13 protein-coding genes are annotated in these 14,513 nt (G+C 75.0%); 5 read left to right on the top strand and 8 right to left on the bottom strand.

The window, feature by feature from the left end:
* Positions 1-185 precede the first annotated feature (185 nt).
* The gene (locus tag ACZ6ZI_RS11105; protein WP_363052452.1) at positions 186-380 is read right to left on the bottom strand and encodes a DUF3046 domain-containing protein; all 195 of its coding nucleotides are present in this window, start codon (positions 378-380) and stop codon (positions 186-188) included.
* Positions 381-461: 81 nt separating this feature from the next.
* On the opposite strand from ACZ6ZI_RS11105, the gene ACZ6ZI_RS11100 reads away from it, so the two are divergent.
* The gene (locus ACZ6ZI_RS11100; protein ID WP_469518719.1) at positions 462-1,412 is read left to right on the top strand and encodes a hypothetical protein; all 951 of its coding nucleotides are present in this window, start codon (positions 462-464) and stop codon (positions 1,410-1,412) included.
* Here ACZ6ZI_RS11100 and ACZ6ZI_RS11095 read toward each other — a convergent pair.
* The 3 genes from ACZ6ZI_RS11095 to ACZ6ZI_RS11085 form a co-directional block, all read right to left on the bottom strand.
* Positions 1,381-1,689: an AzlD domain-containing protein gene (locus ACZ6ZI_RS11095; RefSeq protein ID WP_363052448.1), complete on the bottom strand. Its 309-nt coding sequence runs from the start codon at positions 1,687-1,689 to the stop codon at positions 1,381-1,383. The genes ACZ6ZI_RS11100 and ACZ6ZI_RS11095 overlap by 32 nt on opposite strands.
* Complete coding sequence (locus ACZ6ZI_RS11090) at positions 1,686-2,384, bottom strand: AzlC family ABC transporter permease (RefSeq protein WP_469518716.1); 699 nt, start codon at positions 2,382-2,384, stop codon at positions 1,686-1,688. The genes ACZ6ZI_RS11095 and ACZ6ZI_RS11090 overlap by 4 nt, the downstream gene beginning before the upstream one ends.
* Before the next feature lie 203 nt (positions 2,385-2,587).
* On the bottom strand, positions 2,588-3,427 hold the full coding sequence (locus ACZ6ZI_RS11085; RefSeq protein WP_469518715.1) for an AraC family transcriptional regulator: 840 nt from the start codon (positions 3,425-3,427) through the stop codon (positions 2,588-2,590).
* Positions 3,428-3,507: 80 nt separating this feature from the next.
* On the opposite strand from ACZ6ZI_RS11085, the gene ACZ6ZI_RS11080 reads away from it, so the two are divergent.
* The 4 genes from ACZ6ZI_RS11080 to ACZ6ZI_RS11065 all read left to right on the top strand — a co-directional run bounded on the left by ACZ6ZI_RS11080 (position 3,508) and on the right by ACZ6ZI_RS11065 (position 10,823).
* Positions 3,508-8,109 (top strand): ATP-dependent helicase, encoded by a 4,602-nt coding sequence (locus tag ACZ6ZI_RS11080; RefSeq protein ID WP_469518714.1) that lies wholly within the window; start codon positions 3,508-3,510, stop codon positions 8,107-8,109.
* Positions 8,110-8,293: 184 nt separating this feature from the next.
* Entirely contained in the window at positions 8,294-9,007 is a 714-nt protein-coding gene (locus tag ACZ6ZI_RS11075; RefSeq protein ID WP_469518712.1) for a hypothetical protein, read from the top strand.
* 187 nt (positions 9,008-9,194) lie between these two features.
* A complete protein-coding gene (locus ACZ6ZI_RS11070) occupies positions 9,195-10,016 on the top strand; it encodes an Fpg/Nei family DNA glycosylase (RefSeq protein WP_469518710.1) in 822 nt (273 codons plus the stop codon).
* Positions 10,017-10,052: 36 nt separating this feature from the next.
* Entirely contained in the window at positions 10,053-10,823 is a 771-nt protein-coding gene (locus tag ACZ6ZI_RS11065) for an SDR family NAD(P)-dependent oxidoreductase (RefSeq protein ID WP_469518709.1), read from the top strand.
* 472 nt (positions 10,824-11,295) lie between these two features.
* On the opposite strand, the gene ACZ6ZI_RS11060 is transcribed toward ACZ6ZI_RS11065, so the two are convergent.
* The 4 genes from ACZ6ZI_RS11060 to rimO all read right to left on the bottom strand — a co-directional run bounded on the left by ACZ6ZI_RS11060 (position 11,296) and on the right by rimO (position 14,495).
* Entirely contained in the window at positions 11,296-11,676 is a 381-nt protein-coding gene (locus ACZ6ZI_RS11060; protein ID WP_007266936.1) for a helix-turn-helix domain-containing protein, read from the bottom strand.
* A gap of 109 nt (positions 11,677-11,785) precedes the next feature.
* Positions 11,786-12,292 carry a CinA family protein gene (locus tag ACZ6ZI_RS11055; RefSeq protein WP_469519560.1) on the bottom strand — a complete coding sequence of 169 codons (507 nt, stop codon included), beginning with the start codon at positions 12,290-12,292 and terminating at the stop codon, positions 11,786-11,788.
* A gap of 50 nt (positions 12,293-12,342) precedes the next feature.
* Positions 12,343-12,999, bottom strand: a complete 657-nt coding sequence (pgsA, locus tag ACZ6ZI_RS11050) for a CDP-diacylglycerol--glycerol-3-phosphate 3-phosphatidyltransferase (protein WP_363052438.1) — start codon at positions 12,997-12,999, stop codon at positions 12,343-12,345.
* Positions 12,996-14,495, bottom strand: a complete 1,500-nt coding sequence (gene rimO / locus ACZ6ZI_RS11045; RefSeq protein ID WP_469518706.1) for a 30S ribosomal protein S12 methylthiotransferase RimO — start codon at positions 14,493-14,495, stop codon at positions 12,996-12,998. Before rimO ends, pgsA begins: the two co-directional genes overlap by 4 nt.
* Positions 14,496-14,513: the final 18 nt, after the last annotated feature.

Here is a 14,513-nt window from a genome sequence, read left to right as displayed (position 1 = left end):
CCGGCCGCCGGCTCCCCGCGCAGGTCCCCGGCCTGCGGGTTCTCGGCGGATTCCGGCGTCGCCGGGGTCGTCACGTCCTCGGGGTCCCGGCCGCGCGGGCGGGTCGTCTCGTCTGTCGCTGCCACGCCGCCCAGTCTGTCCCACCGGCCGCCCGAACCACGAAGCGGCCGCCCGGCGGGGCCGGTTCAGCGCAGCGAGGCGGGCACGTCCATCGCCGAACACACCGCGCGCCACACGTCCTTGGTCTCCCAGCCCGCTTCGAGCGCCTGGTGGACGGTGAGTCCGCCGAGCTCGGTCATCACGTGGTCCCGGGCGAAGGAGTCCGCGTAGGAGGAGCCGAAGTGCTCGGCCATCCGCTCCCAGAAAATCGTCAACCGCATGCCCCCAGTATCCCGCCCCGGAGAGTGCACCGGTCCCGTTCGCCCCTCCCGGCCGCCTCCCCTGCGCCTACGGTTTCTCGCATGCCTGGAGACGAAGCCTCCCCGCTGGCCCGCGCCGAGCAGTTCATCTGGCTCACGGCCCGCGTGCTGGAGCAGCGCCGGTTCGCGTTCCACTTCCTCGGCGGCGACGCCGACCCGGTCGACGCGGCCCTCGGCGCGTACCTGGGCGACGACGGCGGCTACGGGCACGCCCTCGACCCCGACCTGCGCGGCCCGCTGAGCCAGCCCCTGCACACGGCGCACGCCCTGCGGATCCTCGACGGCCTCGGCCGGTGCGCGGGCCGGCGCGTGGAGCGGCTGTGCCACCACCTGACCCGGATCTCGACGCCCGACGGCGCGCTGCCGCTGGTCGTCCCCGCCCCGCGCGCCTACCCGGCGGCCCCGTACCACCCGGTGCGCGACGACCCGCCGGGCGAGCTGCTGACGACGGGCCCGGTCGTGGGGGTGCTGCACCGCAACCGGATCTGGCACGCGTGGCTGTTCCGGGCCACGGACTTCTGCTGGGAGCGCGTCGAGACGCTGCGCCGGGCGACCCCGTACGAGGTGCTGGGCGCGGTGGCCTTCCTCGACGGGGTGCCCGACCGGCCCCGCGCGACGGCGGCGGCCGACCGGCTGGGCCGGCTGGTGCGCGAGCTGCGCCTCGCGGTGCTGGACCCGGCCCGCGCCGAGGAGTACCCGCCGTCGTCCCCGGGCTGCGCCCCCGGCGAGCCGCTGTTCCCGCACGACTACGCCCGCCGGCCCGAGTCGCTGGCCCGGGGCTGGTTCACCGACGAGGAGATGCGGCGTTCGCTGGACTTCCTCGGCGCCGAACAGCAGCCGGACGGCGGCTGGCCGGTGCGCCGCCGGGCCTGGGCCCCGGGCAGCTCCCTGGAGCGGCGTCCGATCGCGACCCTGGAGGCGCTGCTGACGCTGCGGGCGTACGGGCGGCCCCTGGGCGCGGTCAGCCCCCCAGGGCCCGCACTCCCGCGGTGACCACGACGGCCGCGGCGACCACGACGAGGAACGGGGCCCGCAGCAGCAGGGCGAGGCCGGCGGCGGCCAGCCCGGCGGCGCGGGCGTCGACGACGAGCGCGCTGCCGGTGCTGAAGGTCTGCTGGGCGGTGAGCGCGGCCAGCAGCGCCACCGGCAGCAGGGCGGCCAGCCTGCGCACCGTCGGCCGTTCCAGGGCGGCGGCGGGCACGAGCAGCCCGGCGAGCTTGACGGCGTAGCAGCCGACGACGGTGAGCCCGATGGCGATCCAGACGTTCACGGGCGGCGTCCCTTCATCCACAGCACGGCGGGCGCGGCGAGCGCGGCGACCAGGACCGGCACCCCGGCGGGCAGCACCGGCAGGAAGCCCAGTCCGAGGACCAGGGCGAGGGCGGCGACGGCCCGCTCGGTGCCGGTCTTGAGCATCGGCGCGAGCAGGGCCAGGAACACGGCGGGCCCGGCGGCGTCCAGCCCCCAGGCGGCGGTGTCGCCGATGGCCTCGGCGCCGAGCGCGCCGAGCAGGGTGGTCAGGTTCCACAGCACGTAGAGCGTGAGGCCGGTGACGGTGAAGCCGAGCCGGGCCGACTTGCGGTCGGGCTGGGCGAGGGCCACGGCGGTGGTCTCGTCGATCACCCAGTGGGCGGCGAAGGGCTTCGCCGCGCGGGGCAGCGCGAGCAGCTGCGACAGGCGCAGTCCGTAGAAGGCGTTGCGGGTGCCGAGGAAGAAGGCGCCGGCGGCGGCGGTGAACGGGTTGCCGCCCGCCGCGAGGGCTCCGACCAGCGCGAACTGCGAGGCGCCGGTGAAGACCAGCAGGCTCAGCACGCAGGCCTGGAGGGCGCTGATGCCGGCTCCCGCCGCGGTCACGCCGAAGGCGAATCCGGACAGCCCGACGGCCACCCCCACGCCGAGCGCGTCCCGTACGACGGCGGCGCGCGGCCGGCCGGCGTCGACCCCCGGAGGGGTCTCCTGTGTCACGATCCGAGTTTCTCCCACGCCCCGAACGTACGCAGGCCGGCGGTTCGGGGTCTTGTACGTTCTTGCACGTCGCGGGGGCCCGCACCGCGTCCGCGCCCGCTTCGCCCCCTACGGCGCCGGCCGCGGGCCCGCGGCCGGGACGGGGCCCGCACCGCTTCCGCGCCCGCCCGGACGCCCCGCGCCCCCGCGCCGGGGACGGCGCGTCAGTCCTCCCGGGCCCGCTCCCGGCGGTAGGCGCCCGGCGGGACGCCCACGATGCGGGTGAAGTGCCGGTTCAGGTGCGGCTGGTCCGTGAACCCGACGGCGACGGCCGCCTCCGCCGGGGCCGTGCCCGCGTCGAGGAGCGCGCGCGCCCGCCGGACCCGGGCGTCGGTGAGCCAGGTGTGCGGCGGCATCCCGTACCGCGCGCGGAAGGCCCGCAGCAGGGCGAAGGGGCTGGTGCCGAGCTCCGCGGCGAGCCGCTCCAGGGAGGGCGGGTCCGCCATCCGCCCCTCCAACACCTCACGGGCCCGTTCGGCGTCGGCCGCGCCCGCGCCGCGGGCCGTACGGGCGGGCAGCGGGCCCGCGTGCCGGCCCAGCATCCGCGCCACCACGCCCCGCAGCAGGGTGTCGGCGGCGAGCGCGTTGCCCGACTCGGCGGCCCGGTGCACCTCGGTGATGGCCCTCGAGGCCTGCGCGTCGGCGACCATGTCGGTGGTGAATCCGGGGGTGCCGCGCAGGGTGCCCAGCTCGGCGGCGACCTCGGTGATCAGGGCGCGGGAGGGGTAGAGGGTGGCGTAGGCCCAGCCCTCGGGCACGCCGGCGCGCGCCGTGTGCGCGACCTCCGGGTTGATCAGCACGACGCTGCCCGGCCCGGCCCGGACCACTCCCCCGGGCAGGCCGATCTCCTCGACGCCGCCGGTGACGGCCGCGATGACGTATCCGTCGTGGGCGTGGCGCGGGAAGGTGTGGCGCACGTAGTGGGCGCGCAGCAGGTCGAGGCCGGGCAGCTGCGCGTACCGCCAGTGCCGTGCCCACTCCCCGTTGCCCTCGGCGCTCCCCATCCCCCCATTCTGCGCCCCGCCCGGCGCCGGCGTTTGCCCAGGTCCGGGGCGTTGTCGGTGGGCGGGTGCAGGATGGTGGGATGGCACGCTCCGCGCTCGACTCGTTCTCGCCCGCGACCCGCTCCTGGTTCTCGGGGGCCTTCGACTCGCCGACGGCCGCGCAGGAGGGGGCCTGGCGGGCCATCGGCGAGGGGGCGGACGTGCTCGTCGTGGCCCCGACCGGCTCCGGCAAGACGCTGGCCGCGTTCCTCGCCGCCCTGGACCGGCTGGCGTCGACCCCGCCGCCCGCCGAGGCCCGCAAGCGCTGCCGGGTGCTGTACGTGTCGCCGCTGAAGGCCCTCGCCGTCGACGTGGAGCGCAACCTGCGCAGTCCCCTGACCGGGATCCGGCAGGAGTCGGCGCGGCTCGGCCTGCCGGAGCCCGAGGTCCGGGTGGGGATCCGTTCCGGGGACACCCCGCCCGCCGAGCGCCGGGCGCTGTCGACGAGACCGCCGGACATCCTGATCACCACGCCCGAGTCGCTGTTCCTGATGCTGACCTCCTCGGCCCGGGAGGCCCTGGCGGGCGTGGAGACGGTGATCCTGGACGAGGTGCACGCCGTGGCGGGCACCAAGAGGGGCGCCCACCTGGCGCTCTCCCTGGAGCGGTTGGACGCGTTGCTGCCGCGGCCGGCGCGCCGGATCGGCCTGTCGGCGACGGTCCGTCCGGTGGAGGAGGTCGCCCGCTACCTGGCGCCGCGCGGCCGGGTGGAGATCGTGCAGCCGCCGTCGGACAAGGAGTTCGACCTGTCGGTGGTCGTCCCGGTCGAGGACATGGGCGAGTTGGGCGGCTCACCGGCCTCCGAGGGCCGCGAGGGGGGAGACCGGCCGTCGATCTGGCCGCAGGTCGAGGAGCGGATCGCGGACCTCGTCCAGGCCCACCGCTCGACGATCGTGTTCGCCAACTCCCGCCGCCTCGCGGAGCGGCTGTGCAACCGGCTCAACGAGATCGCGTACGAGCGGGCGACGGGCGAGACCCTCGGCGAGGGGGCGCCCCCGCCCGCCGAGATCATGGCCCAGTCGGGCGCCGCGCACGGCGCCCCGCCGCTGCTGGCCCGCGCGCACCACGGATCGGTGTCCAAGGAACAGCGGGCGCTGGTCGAGGAGGACCTCAAGGCGGGCCGGCTGCCGGCCGTGGTGGCGACGTCGAGCCTGGAGCTGGGCATCGACATGGGCGCCGTCGACCTGGTGGTGCAGGTGGAGTCGCCGCCGTCGGTGGCCTCCGGGCTCCAGCGGGTGGGCCGCGCCGGGCACCAGGTGGGCGCGGTCTCCACGGGCGTGGTGTTCCCCAAGTACCGCGGCGACCTGGTGCAGGCGGCCGTGGTGACCGAGCGGATGCGCGTCGGCGCCATCGAGTCCCTGCGCGTCCCCTCCAATCCGCTCGACGTCCTGGCCCAGCAGCTCGTCGCGATGACGGCGATGGACACCTGGCGGCTGGACGACCTGCTGGCCCTGGTGCGGCGGGCAGCGCCCTTCGCCGCGCTGCCCGAGTCGGCGTTCACGGCGGTGCTGGACATGCTGGCGGGCCGCTACCCCTCGGACGCCTTCGCCGAGCTGAGACCGCGGGTGGTGTGGGACCGGGTGGCGGGGACGATCACCGGCCGGCCGGGGGCCCAGCGCCTCGCGGTGACCTCCGGCGGCACGATCCCGGACCGGGGGCTGTTCGGCGTGTTCCTCGCGGGCTCCGACCCGAAGAAGGGCGGCGGCCGGGTCGGCGAGCTGGACGAGGAGATGGTGTACGAGTCCCGCGTGGGGGACGTGTTCACCCTGGGCACCACCTCCTGGCGGATCGAGGACATCACCCGCGACCGGGTCCTGGTCACCCCGGCCCCCGGAGTGCCGGGCCGGTTGCCCTTCTGGAAGGGGGACCAGCTGGGTCGCCCCCTCGAACTGGGCCGGGCGGTCGGCGCGTTCCTGCGCGAGTTGGGCGCGCTCGGCGCCGAGGACGCCCGGCTGCGGCTGCTGGCGGCCGGACTGGACGCCTGGGCCGCGGAGAACGTCATCGCCTACCTCGCCGAGCAGCGCGAGGCCTGCGGGCACGTGCCGGACGACCGGACCATCGTCGTGGAGCGCTTCCGCGACGAGTTGGGCGACTGGCGCGTCGTGGTCCACTCCCCGTTCGGCGCGCAGGTGCACGCCCCGTGGGCGCTCGCCCTCGGCGCCCGCCTCGCCGAGCGCTACGGGATGGACGCCCAGGTCATGCACGCCGACGACGGCATCGTGCTGCGCCTGCCGGACGCCGACCTGCTCGGCATGGACCTCCTCGACCACGATCCGGCGCACGTGGCGGCGCCCTCCTTCGAGTTCGACGACGGACAGGCCCCCCTGGGCGCCGCCGACGTCACCTTCGACCAGGGCGAGATCGGCGGGATCGTCACCGACCAGGTGGGCGGCTCCGCCCTGTTCGCCTCCCGTTTCCGCGAGTGCGCCGCCCGCGCCCTGTTGCTGCCGCGCCGCGATCCCGGCCGGCGCACGCCGTTGTGGCAGCAGCGCCAGCGTGCGGCGCAGCTGCTCCAGGTGGCCTCGGAGTTCGGTTCGTTCCCGATCGTGCTGGAGGCCGTACGGGAGTGCCTCCAGGACGTGTTCGACGTGCCGGGGCTCACCGAGCTGATGGGGGACGTCGAGGCGCGGCGGGTCCGTCTGGTCGAGGTCACCACGCCCGAGCCCTCCCCCTTCGCCCGCTCCCTGCTGTTCGGTTACGTCGCCCAGTTCCTCTACGAGGGGGACTCGCCGCTCGCCGAGCGCAGGGCGGCGGCGCTCTCGCTGGACTCCCGGCTGCTGGCCGAGCTGCTCGGCCAGGCGGAGCTGCGCGAACTCCTCGACGCCGAGGTGCTGGAGGAACTGGAGCGCGAGCTGGGGTGGCTCACCGAGGAACGGCGGGCCAAGGACGCCGAGTCGGTGGCCGACCTGTTGCGCCTGCTGGGCCCGCTGACGGAGGCGGAGTTGGCCGCGCGGGGCGCCGAGGCGGCCTGGGCGCGGGAGCTGGAGACGGCCCGGCGGGCCATCCGGGTGCGCATCGGCGGCGCCGAGCACTGGGCCGCGGTGGAGGACGCCGGCCGGCTGCGGGACGCGCTGGGCACGGCGCTGCCGGTCGGGGTGCCGGAGGCGTTCACCGAGCCGGTGAAGGATCCGCTGGGCGATCTCCTGGCCCGGTACGCCCGGACGCACGGACCGTTCACCACGGCCGTCGCGGCGGCCCGCTTCGGCCTGGGCGCGGCGGTGACGGAGGGCGCGCTGCACCGGCTGGCGGCGGCGGGCCGGCTGGTGCAGGGCGAGTTCCATCCGGCGGGCATCGGCCAGGAGTGGTGCGACGCGGCGGTGTTGCGCAGGCTGCGGCGCAGGTCGCTGGCCGCGCTGCGCCAGGAGCTGGAGCCGGTGCCGCCCGCGTCGCTGGCCGTCTTCCTGCCGCAGTGGCAGCACCTGGGCGGCGGACTGCGCGGGATCGACGGGCTGGCCCGGGCGGTGGAGCAGCTCCAGGGCGCGCCGGTCCCGGCGTCGGCGTTGGAGCGGCTGGTGCTGCCCTCGCGGGTGGCGGGCTACGCCCCGGGCCTGCTGGACGAGTTGACGACCAGCGGGGAGGTGGTGTGGGCGGGGGCCGGGGCGCTGGCGGGCAAGGACGGCTGGATCTCCCTGTACCTGGCGGAGGCGGCCCCCCTGTTGCTGCCCGAGCCGCACCCGCTGGAGCTGACGGAGCTGCACCGGGCCGTGCTCGACGCCCTCGCGGGCGGCTACGGCCTCTTCTTCCGCCAGCTCACCGACGCCGTGCGGGCCCACCACCCGGAGGTCTCGGACGCGGCCCTGTCCTCGGTGGTGTGGGACCTCGCCTGGTCGGGCCGGCTGACGAACGACAGCCTGGCGCCGCTGCGGTCCCTGTTGGGCTCGGGCCGCACCGCCGGCGCCACCGCGCACCGGGCCAGGCGTACGGTCCCGCGCGGCCGGTACGGCACGCTGGGGGCCACGGTGACCCGTAGCGGACCGCCCACGGTCTCCGGCCGCTGGTCGCTGCTGCCGGCGCCGGCGCCCGACCCGACGCACCGCGCCCACGCCCTGGCCCGGACGCTGCTGGACCGACACGGCGTGGTCACGCGGGGCGCGGTGGCCGCCGAGGGCGTCGAGGGCGGCTTCAGCGCGGTCTACCGGATCCTGTCGGCGTTCGAGGACAGCGGGCAGGCCCGGCGGGGGTACGTGGTGGAGGGGCTGGGCGCCGCCCAGTTCGCGATGGACGGGGCGGTGGACCGGCTGCGGGCGGCCGAGCGTACGCCGCCCCCGTTGGCGGCGGTGGTCCTCGCGGCCGCCGATCCGGCGAACGCCTACGGCGCGGCCCTGCCCTGGCCGGAGCCGCCGGCCGGGGCCACGCACAAGCCGGGCCGCAAGGCGGGCTCGCTGGTGGTGCTGGTCGACGGGGAGCTGACGCTGTACCTGGAGCGGGGCGGGAAGACGCTGCTGGCGTGGCCGCCGGAGCCGGCGGATCCCCGTCTGGCGGCGGCCGCGGCGGCCCTGGTGGCTGCCTCCCGCTCGGGCGGTCTGCCGACGCTGACGGTGGAGCGGATCAACACGGCGGCGGCCCTGACCTCGCCGTTCGGCTCCGCCCTGGAGACGGCCGGGTTCCACGCCACCCCGCGGGGGCTGCGCCTGCGCGACTGAGCGCGCCCGACGGTATCGACCGCGCATCGTATGTCTTGGGCATGTCACGAGTCGGTCGCCGGTTGCCGGCAGGGCGACCGAATCGCTTATCCGTGCTTTATCAAGGTGATCACACACGTCGCGTTCGACGCAGTGGAACGCACACCACGCAGTGAAACGCACACCACCATGGGGGACAAGAGAAGTGAGCACCATCAGCATGCGCAAGACCACCCTGGCCTCGGTCGGTCTGGCGGTCGCCGGCACCCTCGTCCTGACGGGCTGCAAGGACGGCAACGAAGAGCTCTCCCCCGCCCAGCCCTCGGCGGCCGCGTCGGCCGGCCAGTCCTCCGCCCCCTCCGACCCCGCCGCGCAGCCCGGCACCTCGGCAGCCCCGAGCACCGGCGCGAGCGCCAGTGCCCCGGCCGGCGGCGCCGAGGCGGGCGCGGGCGGCACGGCCAAGTCGGGCCAGACCTTCAAGATCGGCGAGGCCGCGACGGTCCCGTTCAGCTACGGCAACAACAAGGGCGGCCAGATCGCCCTGACCGTCACCGCGATCGAGAAGGGCGACCCGGCCGACCTGGACGTCCTCAAGCTGGGCGACAAGGTCAAGGGGATGATCCCCTACTACATCCGCTACTCGGTCAAGAACACCGGCACGACGGACCTGTCCTACTCCTCCGTGGGCCACATCAAGGGCCTCCTCGGGGACGGATCCGAGGCGCAGGGCGTCTCGATCATCGGCAAGTTCGAGAAGTGCCCGAACGAGTCCCTGCCCAAGGGGTTCACCAACGGCAAGACCCAGACCAGCTGCGCCGTGGCCCTGGCCCCGTCCGCGCAGACCAAGGTCTCCGGCGCCGAGTACTGGGGCGACCCGTACAACTCCCTGAACAAGAACAAGGGCCTCGTCTGGAAGTAGGGGCCCCGGCGCCGCCCACCGGCCGCCCGAGGACCGACCCCCCGGGGCGACGCCCCGCCCCGGGGGCCCTGCGCCCCTCCCCGCCACGACACGACCGCCCCACGAGACCACCGCCCCGACGGCTCCGGCACGACACCCGCCCGGGCTCCCCGCCCCGCCTCAGGGCCCCGCGAGGGACAATGGCGGGGTGCCCGAAGGAGACAGCGTCCACCGCGCGGCGGCCCGCCTGAACGCCGCCCTCGCCGGCAGCCCGCTGACCGTCTTCGACCTGCGCGTCCCCCGCTTCGCCACCGCCGACCTCACCGGCCGCACCACCCTCGATGTCACCCCGCGCGGCAAGCACCTCCTCGCCCGCATCGAAGGCGGCCTCACCCTCCACAGCCACCTGCGCATGGACGGCGCCTGGCACGTCTTCGCCCCCGGCCGGCCGTGGCACGGCGGCCCCGTCCACGAGATCCGGGCCGTGCTGGCCACCGCGCACGCCACCGCCGTCGGCTACCGCCTGCCCGTCCTGGAGCTGCTGCGCACCCGCGACGAGGACCGGGTGGTGGGCCACCTGGGTCCCGACCTCCTCGGCCCCGACTGGGACCCCGCCCGCGCCGCGGCGAACCTCCTGGCCGACCCCGGGCGCCCGCTCGGCGAGGCCCTGCTGGACCAGCGCAACCTGGCGGGCATCGGCAACATCTACAAGGCCGAGCTCTGCTTCCTCGCCCAGGTCACCCCCTGGACCCCGGTCGGCGCGCTCCCCGATCCGCCGACCACCCTGCCCCGCCTGGCGTCCGCCGCGCAGCGCCTGCTGGCCGCGAACATCGGCGACACCGACCGGTCGGGCCGGCGCAACACCACCGGCAGCCGGCGCCCCGGCCGGGAGCTGTTCGTCTACGGCCGCGCCCGCCGCCCCTGCCTGCGCTGCGGCACCCCCGTCCGCGAGGCCCCGCAGGACGACCGCCCCACCTACTGGTGCCCCCGCTGCCAGACGGGGCCGACCCCGAACGACCCCGCCGCATAGTTGACGCCCCGTCAGATCTGCTCGTACGGTCCCGGCATGCCCACACCCCACGCCCCGTACGACCTGACCGGCCGCACCGCCCTCGTCACCGGAGCCGCCGGCGGCATAGGCCGCGCCACCGCCCTCCTCCTCGCCGGCGCCGGCGCGGCCGTGCACTGCGCCGACCGCGACGAGGGGGGCCTCGCCGACACCGTCGACCTGATCGCCGCGGCCGGCGGCCTCGGCCGCGCCCACCCCCTCGACGTCACCGACCGGGCCGCCCTGCGGGCCGCCGTCGCCACCGCGGGCCCCCTCGACGTCACGGCCGCCATCGCGGGGGTCATGCACACGAGCAGCGTCCTGGAGACCACCGACGAGGACCTCGACCGGATCCTCGACATCAACTTCAAGGGAGTCCTGCGCACCTGCCAGGAGGCGGTCCGGTCCATGATCGCGGCCGGCCGGCCCGGTTCGGTGATCACCATGGCCTCCGGCGCCGTGGACGCCGCCCAACCCGGCCTGCTCTGCTACAGCGCGGCCAAGGCGGCGGTGGTCCAGCTGACCAGGACCCTCGCCACGGAGAGCGGCCCGCACGGGATCCGCGTGAACGCGGTCGCTCCGGGGTGGATCCGCACCCCCATGACCGCCCGGCACGACCCCGCGGTCCAGGAACAGACGGAGGCGGCCATGGTCCGGATGTCGCCGCTGCGGCGGGTCGGCGAACCCGAGGACATCGCTCAAGCGGTCCTCTACCTGGCCTCCGACGCCTCTTCGTTCATGACGGGCCAGATCCTTCGCCCGAACGGGGGAGTGTCGATGCCCTGGTGACCTCCCGGCCCCCGCGCGGACGCCGCCCCGCGACGCCCTCGCCCCTCGCCCCGCCGGGCCCCGCGCCCGCCCCGTCGGCACCCCGGGCGGCCTTCCGCGGCCGCCGGGCCACCGGCCGCCAGGGCGCGCAGTGCACCGGCAGGAGCCCCAGCCCCCAGCCGCCCACCGCCACCGCGCCCTCCACGGGCCCGGCCTCGTCCGGCGCCAGCGCCAGCCTCAGGACGGCCCACCACCACAGGGCGCCCACGGCCACCGCGAGGGCCACGGTCGGAGGTATGTGCAGTAACCGCCGCACGGCGACCTCCCAGCGGGCCGGTTCACGGACGGCCCCATCCTCCCGCACCGCCCCCGCGCCCGCACCCAGAACACCCGCGCGGCGCCCCGCCCACGCCCCCGGCACGGCGAAGGGCCCCGGCCGGTGCTTCACGCACCGTCCGGGGCCCTCACCACGCTCACACGCTCACGTGTGCACTCAAGCGGCTACGACGTTCACCGCTTCCACGGGTGCCTTGATGGTCACCCGTTCGGGTCCGCCCGTGACCGAGGCCACGGAGACGGAATTGAGCATCGGGCGCACCGGTGCCGGCACCGGTTCGCTTGCAGCGGCCGACTGCGCAAGCTCCGCCAGCGACAGCTCGTCACTGACTTCGCGCATCAGCTCGGACATCCGTACGTCCAACGCGTCGCAGATCGCGGAGAGCAGCTCGGAGGACGCCTCCTTCTGCCCCCGCTCCACCTCGGAGAGATAGCCGAGAGAAACTCGGGCGGACGAGGAGACTTCGCGCAGAGTACGGCCCTGGCGCTGGCGCTGCCGACGCAGCACGTCACCCAGCAGGCGACGGAGCAGAATCATCGGTGGCTCCCTCCTCTGACCGTGTAGCCGTAACCTTCACGCCCCACCGTACCGCCTCGCGCCGCGGCCGTGCGGGGAGCGATGTCGTGTTCACTCAGGGCTGCAAACATCAAATCCCCCCGTTCTGTTCCGTATCCTGCCCCCGCAGATTCTCGCGGAGTTCGCTCGAGAGAAGTTCGAGCACTGTGCGTGCACTCTCCCTACGGATTTCCGCACGGGAGCCGTTCAACCACAGACGGACCGTTTTCCTGCCCGACGGGCCCGCTACGGCGACGAAAACCGTGCCCACCGGCTGCCCGTCCTGGGGGTCGGGACCGGCCACTCCCGTCGTCGCGATCCCCCACGAAGCGCCCAGCGCACGCCGTACCCCGACGGCCATCTCCTGCGCGACCTGCGCGTTCACCGCGCCGTGCGCCGCCAGCAGTTCCGCGTCCACCCCGAGCACCCGGTGCTTCAGCTCGGTGGCGTAGGCGGTGACCGAGCCGCGGAAGGAGCGCGAGGCCCCGGGCACCGACGTGAGCTCGGCGGCCACCATCCCGCCGGTCAGGGACTCCGCCACCGCGAGGGTCTGGTCACTCTGCGCGAGCAGCCGCAGGACCTCTTCGGCCGCCCGCACGCCGGCTTCCGCCGCGAGCGCGGCGTCCGGCGACTCCCCCGCCCCGTATGTCACCTCTCGGCCCGCTCCGCGGCCAATCCGGCCCGGCGCAGCACGATGGCCTGCCGTACGTAGTCCAGGCCCGTCACGACGGTCAGCACGACGGCCACCGCCATCACCCAGAACCGCAGGGTCGCCAGCGGCCCGGTCAGGGCGAGCACGTACATGCCCACGGCCGTGCCCTGGGCGAGGGTCTTCAGCTTCCCGCCCCGGCTGGCGGGGATCACGCCGTAGCGGATCACCCAGAAGCGCATCAGCGTGATGCCGAGCTCCCGGCCGAGGATCACCCCGGTCACCCACCAGGGCAGCTCGCCGAGCCACGACAGACAGACGAGCGCCGACCCCATGATCGCCTTGTCGGCGATGGGGTCGGCGATCTTCCCGAAGTCGGTGACCAGGTTGTACGTCCGGGCGAGGTGCCCGTCGAAGATGTCCGTGATCATGGCGACGGCGAAGGCCGCCCACGCCAGCGCCCGCCAGACGGGGTCGTATCCCCCGTCGGCGAGCAGCAGCAGGACGAATCCCGGCACGAGCACGAGCCGGATCATCGTCAGGATGTTGGCGATGTTCCACAGGCTGGCCTGGTTGACGGCCGCAGCCCCGAGCTTCGCGCCGGGTACGGGCCGGCGGCCGGTCCCGCCCGCCGCAGATGCCGGGACTCCGGTCATCCGGCCGCCTCCTCAAGATCCACGCCCAGGGGCTCGGCCACGAGGTCCACACCGAGGGTGCCGACCACCTTTGCCGTGACGATACGCCCCGGGACCAGGCCCGTGCCGTCGGTGAAGACGACCTGGCCGTCGGTTTCGGGTGCCTGGTGGGCGGCGCGGCCGTAGGCGCCCTCGCCGTCCTCGTCCAGGGACTCCACGGACTCGACGAGGACCTCCAGGGTCTCCCCGATCCGCTCCTCGGCGCGCTGCGAGGTCAGTTCCTCGGCGAGGCGCTGCATGTGGGCCAGGCGCTCGGCGATCGTGTCCTCGTCGAGCTTGTTCTCGTAGGTGACGGCCTCGGTGCCGTCCTCGTCGGAGTAGCCGAAGACGCCGATGGCGTCGAGCCGCGCGTGGGTGAGGAAACGCTCCAGCTCGGCGAAGTCCGCCTCGGTCTCGCCGGGGAAGCCGACGATGAAGTTGGAGCGGACGCCGGCCTGCGGGGCCTTGGAACGGATGGTGTCCAGCAGCTCCAGGAAGCGGTCGGTGTCACCGAAGCGGCGCATGGCGCGCAGCACGTCGGGGGCCGAGTGCTGGAAGGACAGGTCGAAGTACGGGACGACCTTGGGCGTCGAGGTCAGTACGTCGATCAGGCCGGGGCGCATCTCGGCGGGCTGGAGGTAGCTGACGCGGACGCGCTCGATGCCGTCCACGGCGGCGAGCTCCGGCAGCAGGGTCTCCAGCAGGCGGATGTCGCCGAGGTCCTTGCCGTACGAGGTGTTGTTCTCGGAGACCAGCATGACCTCCTTGACGCCCTGCTCGGCCAGCCAGCGCGTCTCGCCCAGCACGTCGCTGGGGCGGCGCGAGATGAAGGAGCCGCGGAAGGACGGGATGGCGCAGAAGGAGCAGCGGCGGTCGCAGCCGGAGGCGAGCTTGACCGAGGCGACCGGGCTCTTGTCCAGGCGGCGGCGCAGGGGCGCGCGGGGCCCGGAGGCGGGCGCGAGGCCGTCGGGGAGGTCGGCGGGCGCGGGGGCCGGCTCCTCGGCGGGCGCCTGCGCGTGGCCGGGCAGGGACACGTCGGCGCTCTGGCGCTCGGCGGGGCTGATCGGCAGCAGCTTGCGGCGGTCGCGCGGGGTGTGGGCCTCGACGCTGCCACCGTTGAGGATGGTCTGGAGGCGGTTGGAGATGTCGGCGTAGTCGTCGAAACCGAGGACTCCGTCGGCTTCGGGGAGCGCTTCGGCGAGTTCCTTGCCGTAGCGCTCGGCCATGCAGCCGACGGCGACGACGGCCTGGGTCTTGCCGTGATCCTTGAGATCGTTGGCTTCCAGCAGGGCGTCTACGGAGTCCTTCTTGGCGGCTTCGACGAAGCCACAGGTGTTGACGACGGCCACATCCGCGTCGGAGGCGTCCTCGACGAGCTCCCAGCCATCCGCCGCCAAGCGGCCTGCGAGCTCCTCCGAGTCCACCTCGTTACGGGCGCAGCCAAGAGTGACAAGGGCGACGGTACGGCGTTCGGGCATGGACTCAAGACTACTTCG

It is taken from the genome of Streptomyces sp. NPDC103540 (genome assembly GCF_055584445.1).
The sequence above is the reverse complement of the archived record's forward strand: the minus strand, read 5'-3'. Positions and strand labels throughout refer to the sequence as shown.

Excerpts from the sequence above, each read along its gene's own strand:
- ACZ6ZI_RS11105 (WP_363052452.1), bottom strand. The coding sequence starts at position 380 with ATGCGGTTGACGATTTTCTGGGAGCGGATGGCCGAGCACTTCGGCTCC.
- ACZ6ZI_RS11100 (WP_469518719.1), top strand. The coding sequence starts at position 462 with ATGCCTGGAGACGAAGCCTCCCCGCTGGCCCGCGCCGAGCAGTTCATC.
- ACZ6ZI_RS11085 (WP_469518715.1), bottom strand. The coding sequence starts at position 3,427 with ATGGGGAGCGCCGAGGGCAACGGGGAGTGGGCACGGCACTGGCGGTAC.
- ACZ6ZI_RS11080 (WP_469518714.1), top strand. The coding sequence starts at position 3,508 with ATGGCACGCTCCGCGCTCGACTCGTTCTCGCCCGCGACCCGCTCCTGG.
- ACZ6ZI_RS11065 (WP_469518709.1), top strand. The coding sequence starts at position 10,053 with ATGCCCACACCCCACGCCCCGTACGACCTGACCGGCCGCACCGCCCTC.
- ACZ6ZI_RS11060 (WP_007266936.1), bottom strand. The coding sequence starts at position 11,676 with ATGATTCTGCTCCGTCGCCTGCTGGGTGACGTGCTGCGTCGGCAGCGC.
- pgsA (WP_363052438.1), bottom strand. The coding sequence starts at position 12,999 with ATGACCGGAGTCCCGGCATCTGCGGCGGGCGGGACCGGCCGCCGGCCC.
- rimO (WP_469518706.1), bottom strand. The coding sequence starts at position 14,495 with ATGCCCGAACGCCGTACCGTCGCCCTTGTCACTCTTGGCTGCGCCCGT.